Annotated in this window: 11 protein-coding genes and 1 pseudogene; 3 read left to right on the top strand and 9 right to left on the bottom strand. The window is 65.7% G+C overall.

Annotation, left to right across the window (positions count from 1 at the left end):
* Positions 1-143: 143 nt before the first annotated feature.
* Positions 144-461 (bottom strand): YeeE/YedE thiosulfate transporter family protein, encoded by a 318-nt coding sequence (locus tag J2S76_RS23220; RefSeq protein WP_370874837.1) that lies wholly within the window; start codon positions 459-461, stop codon positions 144-146.
* Between the two features lie 12 nt (positions 462-473).
* Positions 474-1,688: an MFS transporter gene (locus tag J2S76_RS23035; RefSeq protein WP_307064468.1), complete on the bottom strand. Its 1,215-nt coding sequence runs from the start codon at positions 1,686-1,688 to the stop codon at positions 474-476.
* 82 nt (positions 1,689-1,770) lie between these two features.
* On the opposite strand from J2S76_RS23035, the gene J2S76_RS23030 reads away from it, so the two are divergent.
* Positions 1,771-2,787 carry an AraC family transcriptional regulator gene (locus tag J2S76_RS23030; protein WP_307064470.1) on the top strand — a complete coding sequence of 339 codons (1,017 nt, stop codon included), beginning with the start codon at positions 1,771-1,773 and terminating at the stop codon, positions 2,785-2,787.
* A gap of 144 nt (positions 2,788-2,931) precedes the next feature.
* Here the strand turns inward: J2S76_RS23030 and J2S76_RS23025 are convergent.
* From J2S76_RS23025 to J2S76_RS23000, 6 genes and pseudogenes are all read right to left on the bottom strand, one after another.
* Positions 2,932-3,534, bottom strand: a pseudogene (locus J2S76_RS23025) (P-type ATPase actuator domain-containing protein); the annotation flags it as partial.
* Between the two features lie 10 nt (positions 3,535-3,544).
* A complete protein-coding gene (locus J2S76_RS23020; RefSeq protein ID WP_307064466.1) occupies positions 3,545-4,498 on the bottom strand; it encodes an FAD:protein FMN transferase in 954 nt (317 codons plus the stop codon).
* On the bottom strand, positions 4,479-6,683 hold the full coding sequence (locus tag J2S76_RS23015) for a PepSY domain-containing protein (RefSeq protein WP_307064464.1): 2,205 nt from the start codon (positions 6,681-6,683) through the stop codon (positions 4,479-4,481). The genes J2S76_RS23020 and J2S76_RS23015 overlap by 20 nt, the downstream gene beginning before the upstream one ends.
* A gap of 7 nt (positions 6,684-6,690) precedes the next feature.
* Positions 6,691-7,161 carry a DUF2271 domain-containing protein gene (locus tag J2S76_RS23010; protein ID WP_307064462.1) on the bottom strand — a complete coding sequence of 157 codons (471 nt, stop codon included), beginning with the start codon at positions 7,159-7,161 and terminating at the stop codon, positions 6,691-6,693.
* A 35-nt stretch (positions 7,162-7,196) separates the two neighbouring features.
* Complete coding sequence (locus J2S76_RS23005; protein WP_307064461.1) at positions 7,197-7,532, bottom strand: hypothetical protein; 336 nt, start codon at positions 7,530-7,532, stop codon at positions 7,197-7,199.
* Between the two features lie 227 nt (positions 7,533-7,759).
* A complete protein-coding gene (locus tag J2S76_RS23000) occupies positions 7,760-8,065 on the bottom strand; it encodes a PepSY domain-containing protein (protein ID WP_307064459.1) in 306 nt (101 codons plus the stop codon).
* A gap of 139 nt (positions 8,066-8,204) precedes the next feature.
* On the opposite strand from J2S76_RS23000, the gene J2S76_RS22995 reads away from it, so the two are divergent.
* Positions 8,205-8,861 carry a response regulator transcription factor gene (locus J2S76_RS22995; protein ID WP_307064457.1) on the top strand — a complete coding sequence of 219 codons (657 nt, stop codon included), beginning with the start codon at positions 8,205-8,207 and terminating at the stop codon, positions 8,859-8,861.
* Complete coding sequence (locus J2S76_RS22990; RefSeq protein WP_307064456.1) at positions 8,861-10,249, top strand: ATP-binding protein; 1,389 nt, start codon at positions 8,861-8,863, stop codon at positions 10,247-10,249. The genes J2S76_RS22995 and J2S76_RS22990 overlap by 1 nt, the downstream gene beginning before the upstream one ends.
* Before the next feature lie 532 nt (positions 10,250-10,781).
* Here the strand turns inward: J2S76_RS22990 and J2S76_RS23215 are convergent.
* Positions 10,782-10,988 carry an Imm27 family immunity protein gene (locus J2S76_RS23215; RefSeq protein ID WP_370874836.1) on the bottom strand — a complete coding sequence of 69 codons (207 nt, stop codon included), beginning with the start codon at positions 10,986-10,988 and terminating at the stop codon, positions 10,782-10,784.
* Positions 10,989-11,131 lie beyond the last annotated feature (143 nt).

Below are 11,131 nucleotides of genomic sequence, written 5' to 3'. Positions count from 1 at the left end.
CTTCTTCGAGCTCGGCCTTGTGCCGAAGAAGATCGTGGTGGCGGACGCGGTGCTGCGCGCCGGGCTCTGAGCCTTCGCAGGCGGGGACGGACGCGTTCGGCGCGCCCGCCCCCGCACGTCTTTTGGCCTTTGGTCGACCGGGCTCACCCTGCGATCCGCCGCCGGAGCGGCAGGCCGATGAGAAGACCGGCAAAGGCCGCTACCAGGAATACCCAGCCCGACAGCGCGCCGGCGTGAATGCCGGAGAGCAGCACGCCGACGGTGCAGCCGAGCGCGGTCATCCCTCTCCATCCCATCAGAACGCCGCCGGCGAGCCCGGCGGAAACATCGCGCCAGCTTGGGCGGCGGGGCGCGAACTGGCCCCCGCAAAGGCCAAGCTCATTGTCGACGAACTCGCCATCCGGGGCAGCGGGCGCCTCTTCGATCTCGCCGGCGCCAGCGCCGCCACGCCGTTCAGCCACCGCATCGTGCATCTAGTGCAGCGCGGTTGCGCGACCGCTGACCGGCTGAGTGCGCACGCCGAACAGGACGATCAGCGCGGCGATCACCAGAAGCAGGCAGGCGGCGGCAAAGGTGCCGGTCACGCCATCGACCGCGAGGATCGCACCGCCACCGGCCGCCCCTATCGAGATCGCCAGCTGAACGGACGCGACGAGCAGGCCGCCGGCGGTCTCGGCCTGATCGGGCACTGCACGGGTGAGCCAAGTTGACCATGCGACCGGAACGCCGCCGAAGGCAAAGCCCCAGAGGGCGAACAGCAGGGTGTGCACCATGGGATCCGCCGGAAGAGTGACGAGGGCGACACCGAGGGCTGCCATCAGCAGCGGCACGCCGAGCAGCGCCGCTTTCAGGCTGCGCTCGATCAACGGGCCGGCCGCCAGCGTGCCGACAAAGTTCGCCAGTCCAAAGCCGAGCAGAATGCCGGAGAGCGCGTTGATGCCGATGCCGGTGACTGTTTCGAGGAACGGCCGGATATAGGTGAACACCGCGAAATGACCGGCGAAAGCCAGCATGGCCGCCGACATGCCCAAGGCGACGCCCGGCCGGCGCAGAACCTCGACCAGCGTGCGCAGCCCAGCCGAGCCTTTCGGTGCCATGCGCGGCAAGGTCAGGATCTGGGCGATGATGGTCACGACGCCCATGGCCGCCGCCAGCAGGAACACGGCGCGCCAACCGAAGAGATGGCCGAGATAGCTTCCCACCGGAGCGGCGAAGATCGTCGCCGCCGAAACCCCGCTGAACAGGATCGACAGCGCGCGCGGTATCATCGCCTCGGGCACGAGCCGCATGGTCAGCGCCGCCGACATCGCCCAGAAGCCGCCAAGCGCCAGCCCCAGCAGCACCCGCCCGAGGATGAGCAGCGGCAGGTTCGGTGCGAATGCCACGATAAGGTTCGAGATCACCAGCATGATTGAGAAGGCTACCATGAGGTTGCGCCGATCGATGCGCTGGGTCGCCGCCGAGACCAGAAGGCTGGCGGCCATCGCCACCAGAGCCGTTGCCGTTACGGCCTGACCTGCAGCGCCTTCGGTGATGCCGAGATCGGCTGCCATCGGGGTCAGCAGGCTGGCGGGGAGAAACTCCGCCGTTACCAGACCGAAAACCCCCAGCGTCATCGCGCCGACGGCCGCCCATGCCGGAGAGATGGCGGGCGCTGGTGTCGCGTCCACCGCAAGCGTGTCACTCATTCGTGTGCCTTTCCAGAGAAGGATGTTGCGTTGCAACAAGCTAGGCTGGTTTGGCAAGACGAACTATGCCAGAATATCCGTCATGCTTGATCATTCGTCCGAATATGCGGCCTCCGCCGGGGGCGCCATCTACGCCGACGTGGTGAGCGAATTGCTCGGCGGCATGCGGTTTGTCGGCCTGAAATACCGCCGTATTCAGATATCCCCGCCCTTCGGCGTGCATTTCGGCCATGAGGCGGGACGCGCGCAGTTTCATTTCATTTCGCGCGGCACGGTCTATCTGCGGCGACCCGAGGGCGATGTCGAAAAGCTGGAGGCCGGATCAGCGGTGTTGCTGCCGCATGGCGGGGGGCATGACCTGCTCTCCGCGCCGGATCTGCCATGCCGCACGATATCAGCTTTTTCTGAGGCTCCGCTCTGCGGCACCGTCGCCGCAATCAATGCCTGCGATACCGATCTCTGTCGTAGCACCGATGTCGTGATCTTCAGCGGCTGCATGGAGCTCGAACTCGGTGGCATGACTCCCTTGGTCGCCTTGATGCCATCGGTGATGTCGGTCGGCACGTTGCTGGATCGCTATCCCGAATTGCTGCCGATGCTGGAGGCCATGGAACGGGAAACCCGCGGCGACCGTGCCGGTTTTGCCGGCATCCTCGCCCGCCTCGCCGAGGTGGTGTCGGTCTTCATTGTCCGGGCATGGGTCGAATGCGGCTGCGGCACCGCTGCCGGATGGGTGGCCGCGCTGCGCGATTCCCGGCTTGCGCGCGTCATTGCCGCCGTGCACCGCGATCCCGGCCGCGAATGGACGGTGGCCGAACTTGCTTCGGTCATGGGCAGTTCCCGCTCCGTGTTCGCCGCACGCTTTCTCGACGTGACGGGGATGACGCCGCTGCGCTATCTCACCGAACTGCGGATGCGTCTGGCGGCACAGTGGATCACGCGGGACCAGATTTCCATCGAGACGGCCGCCGACCGGCTCGGCTATGGCTCCCACGCTGCGTTCAGCCGTGCCTTCAAGCGGACGATGGGGCATGCGCCGGGGGCTCTGCGCTCGATACAGCTTGCTCCGAGAACGGTCGAGCAGCGCGAGACGCGATAGCACCCTGCTGTTGCGAAAGCACCGCGCTCAAAACGAAACACAATCCAAATAGGTTATTGGCCACCGCTGCTGAAGCTAACGACTCGCCAGAGCAGAAGTTCGCTAGGATGACGACGATGGCCGGTTTGGGGCAGGCGGCAGAACGGCGGCTATCTGCGCAGCGTCGCCCGCGTTGGTCGAACCGCTCATGGCCTCGCCGCCGTCGGTCAGTCTCACGGGCAGCGACTCGCCCGTCAGCGCCGAGGTGTCGAGAAGGGCCGAAGGAGATGCGACGGTGCCATCCACGGGGACGACGTCGCCCTGCCGGATCAGAAGGCGGTCGCCAGGCACGATGTCGTCGAGCGGCACCTCTTCGAGCCTGCCGTCCCGGTGTCGTGTCGCGGTTCGCGGCACGCGCGAGAGAAGATCGCGCATCTCGCGCCGCGCGCGGCCCTCGGCGAAGCTTTCGAGAAACGTGCCGCCGGAATACATGACGGCGACCACGGCGGCGGCCAGCGTCTCGCCGAAGAGCAGCGCCGCCGTCATAGACAGGGCCGCGACGATGTCCAGCCCAACTTCGCCGCGCGTGAGGCTGTGCAGGATCTCGATCATCAGCGCAGCGAGGACGGGAACGACGCCGACTATCCATAAGGTCGAAGCAAGTTCCGGTCGGCCCATCGCAAAGGCCAATACGAGTCCGGCGACGAGTCCGCCGAGCGCCAGCGCTAGCAGCCCGGTCTTCAACTGGTCGCCCGTCGTGCGTTCCATGCGTAGGTTCCTAAGCAGCACGCTTGAACGAGTGCCCGACGCGCCGCGTGCGGACGCTATCCCGTTCGTCGCGAAGCAGGAACAGCGCATCGATGCCGACCTTCCTGGCCATTGCATCCCCTGCTTCGGGGCCGAGGACCATCAGGGCGGTTGCCCAGGCGTCGGCAACGGCGCATGTGGGTGCGATGACCGTCACGGAAGCGGGCGAAGAAAGTAGCGGCGCACCGCGCGAGGGGTCCATCGTGTGCGACAGCCGTCGTCCCTCTACATCGACGAAGTGCCGGTAGTCGCCCGAGGTCGCCACGGCACAGTCCGAAAGCGAGAGGATCGAATGGGGTGCGCGGCGTGTCCGGTCGGGCGCCTCCACCGCCACCGTCCAAGGCTGCCCGTCTGCCCTCGTGCCCATTGCGCGCATCTCGCCATCTATGCCGACCAGGGCATCGTGCACGCCGAGCCCCGACAGTGTGTCGGCCAAACGATCGACGCCGAACCCTTTCGCAATGCCGTTGAGATCGAGAGCCACCGGCGCGCGCTTGATCACGCTTCCCTGGCCAAACTCCAGGGCCTCGTGAGCGGGCACGCGTCGCGCCGCCATCGCTGCCCGGATCGAAGCCTGCGAAGCCGTGCACGGGCCAAAGCCCCAGGCCGAGACCGCGTCGCCGACAGCCATGTCGAACGCACCGCTGGACGCCTTGCTTATCGCCACGCCGAGCCGGAGGACTTGCTCCAGCATGGGCGGAATGGGCACTGCCTCACCTTCCGGCGCCCGGTTCAGCCGCATCAGATCGCTTTCTGGCTTCCACGTCGACATCTGGCCATCGACGGCGTCGACCGTCGCCTGTAGCGCAAGCTGGACGCGTTCGACACCGAACCCGGCGCCCGGGTGGAGCACGGCGGACCAGCGGGTCCCCATGGTCGGGCCGTTCAGCGCATGGCGCTGCCTCTCAGTAGACGTCTTCGACATAGCGACCCTCCTCCTTCAGCCTTTCCGTCGACATGCCGAGCGGTTCCAGGATCCCCGAGATCGTCGCGGCCACGCCAGCGGCCATGTCCCTGCCGCCGCAGACCATGACCTGTGCGCCGGACCGGATCGCAGCGGCGAAGACCGTGCCCTCGGCCGCGATTGCGTCCTGGACGTGCCGTGGGCGGTCGGCGCGCGAACTGGCCGTCTTGAGCTTGAGGAGTCGCCCGTCCGCCCTCCAGATAACGAGTTCGTCGCCATAAAGGAGGTCGCTGTCGCGATGCCGAAGTCCAAAATACAGATGGATTGGCCTCCGCTTCGCATTGGCGCGGATGAAGCCTGCAAGAGGGCCGATTCCGGTGCCGGCGCCGATCAGGATCAGCGGCCGACGATTGCGCCCTGGATGGAAGCCCGGGTTGCGGCGCAGGAACGCAGAAGCCGACTGGCCGGGCTCCAACGTCGTTAGCCTGGAGGAACACATGCCGCCGACATGCCTGCGGACCACGATCTCGACGAAACCGTCTTTGCTGCCGGATGCCAGCGAATAGAACCTCGGGATCGACGAGCCCTCGGGCACGATCCCGAGCAGGTCGCCCGCCTCGAAACGGGCGAAGCCCTGCCCGGAAAGTCGCTGCCAGATGCCGATCCGCGGAATGGCGAAGCGGAGGATCGCCGTCGGAGCCTGAACGTCCTCGCCGTAGTCGCGGCGCGAGACCAGCGTCAGCGACGTCGTTGCAGGAGCGACAGCCCGATGGTCGAGTTCGAGCGATATGCCCAAGGCCTCGCCCAGCGTGCGGCCCCATCGCGCAAATTCCTGCGCGGACTGACGGTCGACCGTGTCCAGTGGCAGCAGCACCGACCAACCCCTGGCCTGCAAAGATGCCTCCACCATCTGTGCGTAGGCGCAGAAGCGGGGAAAGCTGCGGTCGCCGAAGCCCAGCACCGCGATCGGCGCCGCCTGCAAGGCGGGGAGGCCGGCGAGACGGTCGAGGAAGCCCTTGGCCGATGATGGTGCGTCGCCGTCGCCATAGGTCGCGGTCAGCACGAGGTATTGTCTCGCAGCAGGCGTCCGGTCTGGCGCGAAAGCCGACATGGGAGCGACATGCACGCGCCTGCCGGCTCGGCTCAGCGCCGCGTGAAGCGTGGCGGCAAAACCCCATGTGCTCCCGCCCTCGCTGCCAACGAGGATGACGAGATCCGCTGTTGAAGGCGGCGCGTTGGTCTTGATCGACGGGCGGCCGCGGCGCGCGGCGTACCAGACGATGACCCCTGTCGCGCCCATCGCCGGAACCGCAAGCGCCATGACCCCGAGCAGCAGGCCGAGCAGCGACGCGCCTCGACCCGTGTGGAGCATATAGACGGTCTCGGTGGCACGCTGCCAGACGCTGAGGTCGGCCCAGCCGAGCGTGTCGCCGGTTCCCTGGTCGACATAGCCTGTTCCGCGATCGGTCTTGAGCGTGAAGACATCGGAGAGGTCGTCCGGATAAGGGAACGTCAGCTCGCGCAGGTCGTCGATCGGCGTGGTGGCCAGCAAGGGCATGGAAGCGACCGCAGCTCCGCTGGAGCCGCTGGTGACGGGCTGTTCCATTGAAGCGGGCTGGTCGGGCAGAAATCCGAAGGTGGATGCCGTCATCCAGAGTGCCGTCATCGACGATAGCAGCAGCCCAAGCACCGCGCCGCGCGCGAGTTCGACGTGTATCCGTCCCGCGAGCGGACCGCGCACGGGCGACAGCCAGCGCCGCCAGCCCCCCGCCCGGCGCGCCACCAGCAGGATTCCCGAAACGGACAGCAGGAGCATGGCAGCCGCGCCGGCGGCCGAGACGAGGCGGCCGGTGTCGTCGAGGAACAAGGAGCGGTGCAGGGTGGTCAGCCAGCGCTCGACCTGGTTCGGATCGGCGGACCCGAACGCCTGTCCCGTCGCAGGGTCGACGATGGCGGAACCCGGCGTACCGTTGTCGAACCAATAGGCGGTGATGCGCCCGGAAGGAGAGCGCTTGATCTGCTCGACGCCGGGGAGGGTCGCTTGAATCCTCGCCGCAACCTCGGCGACGCTCGCCGCTGGATTGGCCTGCAGCGAGGCGAGCTTTTCCGCCGCCGGAAAGACAGAAAGTGCCGCGCCGCTGAGTGCAAGCAGCGCGAGCATTGCGAAGGCGGCCAGGCCCGGCCAGCGGTGAAGACGCCGGATCATGACAGTCTCACATGCCGTAGGCGAGACTGGCGACGTAGCGGCGGCCCGGGAATGTCCGTCCGGCTCCTGCCGTCGTCAGTGGGACGGCGACGTCGTTGGGACTGTCGCGCATGTCCTCGACGGCCGCATCGACATGCAGCTTATAGCCCGCGTCGAACAGCGCGTCGGCGAGATCGAGCGTGATCTCCAATGTGCGGCCGGCACCCACGCTTGCCCCGGTGATGCCGTTGATCTCGGCCGTGTTACCGCCCGTGGCGCGGTACCAGTCGGCGAGGTGCTCGTAGTACTTGGCCTTGCCGCCCGCCATCCATAGCGTTCCGGCATAGGCGCCTTTCGCGTCAGTGACATAGATGGCGAGGTACGCGCCATTGCCGCCATAGCTCTTCAGGGTCGTCGTCAGGGTCACTGGACGCGCGAGCGCAACGACCGGAAGCGTGAGCGCGGTCGTCAGGGCGAGCGCGGCGAGGATCTTCTTCATGATGGGTCTCCGGAAGTCTTCAGGGAACGAACGCTTCAGTTGACCTTGGGGGCCGCGCGACTGTCGAACAGGCCGTTGGCGGGTGGAGTGCCGGCGGCGGGCGCGGGGTTCACGATGGCGCTTCCACCGTTGTCGTCATCCTCCTCCCCGCCGTCATCGTCATCGCCATGGCGATCGCCATCGTGTCTGCTGCGGGCGCTTTTCTCATGGTCGCGATCACCCCGACCGTCGTCGCCGGCAAGCTGTACGAGACCATCCCTGTCCGTTGCGGACGAGAACAGTTCGGCGTCGTGCATGGCGCTCCAGGCGGGTATGCCCACGCCAATGGAGAGGGCGGTCGAGGCGAGGAGGATTGCAAAGGTCTTCTTCATGGCAGGTGTCCTTCCGTGATGCGCCTTTCTGGAACCTGGTCCTGATCGCTTCCTGAAGGAGTTGGAGTTTCTGCTTCAGCTTGCCGTCAGGAACCCTCTCGAACGCCGAAGGCCCCGCCGGGAGTGGCGGGGCCTTCGGGAAAGCAGGTCGTGTTATGTGCGGTCAGGCGACGTCGCCCGTCACTTGTGGGCCAGTGACCATGGCGACCCTCGGGGTCATGCCAAGGTCACTCTTCCTTGCGCTCCTTGTCGTGGCCGCCGTCAGGGCCGCGTGATTCGATTTCCAGAACCTTCAGGGTCGCGGGGTTGACCCTGGCCTCGATCTTCCGTCCCTCGGCGTCCGTGCCGATGATCTCGTAGCAACCGTCGTCGATCTTGATCCGGCGTACCGTCCAGCCCAGGCCAGCTGCCATCGAGGCCACGGCCTCCCTTGGCTTCCAGTCGGCCATGGGCACGAAACAGTCGTCCTCCGCCCTCGCGCTGCCCACGGATAATGCGACAAGCGATGCTATGATCGGCAGGGCGAGGCGCATGGCGCATGTCTCCGTTTACCTGGACTTTCTCCATATAGCGGCATCAAGCTGACGCCTTCCTGAAGTTGACGATCTTCCTGCTTCAGCCAACCGTCAGGATGGTCGGTCATGCTAGGCGTGCCCGCGAGGAAAGGCCTGGATGCGAACCCTCTTGATCGAAGACGATGCCGTGCTCGGCGCTGCGGTCCGCGACCAGCTCGCAGGCGACGGGCACTCCGTCGACTGGGTCATGCGCCTCGACGCGGCACGCGACGCCCTTGCCAGCGCGCCTCATGAACTGATCCTTCTCGACCTCATGCTTCCCGATGGGCGGGGAATCGTTTTCCTGAAAGCGCTGCGCGCTGCCGGGAACGTGACGCCCGTCATCATTCTGACCGCGCTCGACCAGGTTTCCGACCGGATCGAAGGCCTCAAGGCGGGCGCAGACGACTATCTCGTCAAGCCGTTCGACCTGGATGAGCTGTCCGCCAGGATCGGCTCGGTCGCCCGCCGCTATTGCGGCAACCCGAACCCGATCGTCCGGCTGGGGCAGCTGGAGATCGACATCGCGCGCCGCAGCGTGCTGCGCGAAGGCAAGGCGGTTGCGCTGACTGCCCGTGAATGGGCCTTGCTGGAATCCTTCCTCGCCCGGCCCGGCCAGTTGCTCTCCAAGTCCCAGCTGGAAGAAAAGCTCTATGATTTCGGTGCCGAGATCGAGAGCAACACGATCGAGGTCCATGTCAGCCGGCTGCGCAAGAAGCTCGGGCCGGAGCTGATCGAGACGGAGCGCGGCCTCGGCTATCGGGTGGCCCGTTGATGAGGGTGGCGCGCAGCCTTCAGGCGCGGCTTCTGGTGGCGATTGGCTCGCTGCTGCTGGTGATCTGGCTGAGCGCGGCCTGGGCGACGGCGGTGCTCTTGCGCCACGAGATTGAGGAGGTGTTCGATTCCTCGCTTCAGGAAACGGCGCAGCGTCTGCTTCCGCTCGCGGTTGTCGACATCGTCGGACGCGAGGAGGGCGAGACGGCTAGCCAGAGGCTGGGCGTGATCCGCGACCATGCCGAACTTTACACCTACGTCGTGCGCAACGAGAAGGGCGAGATCCTGCTCCGGTCGCATGCGGCCGACGTGTCGGCGTTCCCAGCCTATGACGGCCCCGGCTTCCGGCGCACCGAGAGATACCGCCTGTATAGCGAGGAAGCACTGCAGGGCACCGTCGTCATTACCGTCGCCCAGCCTCTCGACCATCAGGCGTCGATCATTCGCAAGATGCAGATGGTGCTCGGACTTCCGGTGCTTCTCATGATACCGGCCGCCTTCGGCGCGATTGCCTTCGCCGTTCGTCGGGGAACGCGTCCCCTGCGCTCGTTCAGGGACCAGCTCGAAACACGCAGCGAGAAGGATCTTGCGGCACTGGACGCCGAAGGCCTGCCCAGCGAAGTGGCCCCCCTGGCCGACACGATAAACGCCCTCCTGGCGCGGCTGCGGTCCGCTTTCGACGCCGAGCGGAGCCTTGCGGCCAATACCGCGCACGAGCTTCGGACACCGTTGGCTGGCGCGATTGCCCAGGCCCAGCGTATCCGCAAGGAGACGTCGGAAGCCCAGACCGCGCAGCGCGCTGCCGACATCGAGGCGACACTCAAGCGCCTCACTGCCCGCGCCGAAAGGCTGATGCAGTTGGCCAGGGCGGAAGGCGGGCGGCTGACCATCGACGCCGAAGTGGATCTTCGCGATGCCCTCACCGTCGTCGTGGAGGACATGAACCGAACCGAGCGGGGGCGACATATACTCCTGCTGCTGCCGGATGCGCCCGTCGCCTCGTCGGTCGATCCCGACACGGTCGGCATCCTTTGCCGCAACCTGATCGACAATGCCCTTCAGCATGGTGACAAGGGCTCACCCGTCGAGGTCGCGCTGTCGCCGGCCGGAGAGCTTTCCGTCGCGAATGGCGGGCCGCTCGTGTCTGCGGCAAGACTGGCGGCTCTCACGGGGCGGTTCGAGCGAAACGGGAGCCTCGGACGCGGGAGCGGGATCGGACTCTCCATCGTGAACACGATTGCTGAACGCATCGGCAGTCGCCTCGAACTCCGGTCGCCGCGCCTCGGAGCAGAGGATGGCTTCGAAGCGCGTATCGGCATTAACGGGGATTCGGGCTCCCCAGCCCAGAGCAATGGTCCTCAAAGCCAGAACAATATTCCGCAGTCTTGAATGAAAGTGCCTCTACGCGAGGCGAACCGTGTGACAATGCAGCATACCAAGATGTTATTTATCGTAATCGCATAGGATTGGTGAGAGTCCGGGTGGCTTCTCCGGTTACTGAACCGGCTGGCAACTGAACCGACATTGTAAGATTACGATCCACGGCCGTCCTGCCGCAGCGTTCCATTATTTCGTGGACATCAATGAACTCTTCATCCGTCTACCGCAAGGTGGTTAGGCAACAATTGTACGGACGCTTTCCAGGTCTGCTATCCAGAAGCCGTCATTTCGCTTCCCACCCCCAGCCGGTCATCGCGGCGGGTGGGCCCATCACCAACGCAGCGGCACAATCGGGGCCGTGAGCGGACGGTCCGATTGTGGTGCAAGCTCGGCGGCAAGCCGTCGCTCTGTGTCTGCCTCACAGGGCAAAGTTCGCCCGATCCATTGTGACACCATTTCTGCCGTTGGAGCACGCCTCTGCAAGAACCGCATCTTTCCCAACTGCAGACGTAGATCAGCTAGGTTCTGTTGACAAAGTGGCTCATCGCCACTGCTCGGGCGCTGTCAGGGATAGTTCGCGAAGGCGTCTTGGCCCCCCGCCGTGCATCTCGCTCTGGGGATAGGATCGTTCCCAAAAGCTGCCGGTCGCGCGATGTCGATAGAGCTTGCGCCAGCCCCCATCCGTTGCTGCTAGGTCGATCAGCTCTGTTGACAGGAGAGCATCGATTTCGGATGCATCCCCCCCCATTGCTCATTCGGTGCCTCGCATAATCCATTGATCTGCCAGGTCTGCGCGTGATCTGATCCCCGAAAACTGGACCGTTTGAAGCTGGAGTTTTTCGCGCCAAAATCCCTTGGCTGGGAGGAGCGGAGACGATGAAGGCGAGCAAG

It is taken from the genome of Ancylobacter vacuolatus, from assembly GCF_030813595.1.
In the GTDB taxonomy this organism is placed as follows: domain Bacteria; phylum Pseudomonadota; class Alphaproteobacteria; order Rhizobiales; family Xanthobacteraceae; genus Ancylobacter; species Ancylobacter vacuolatus.
The sequence above is the reverse complement of the archived record's forward strand: the minus strand, read 5'-3'. Positions and strand labels throughout refer to the sequence as shown.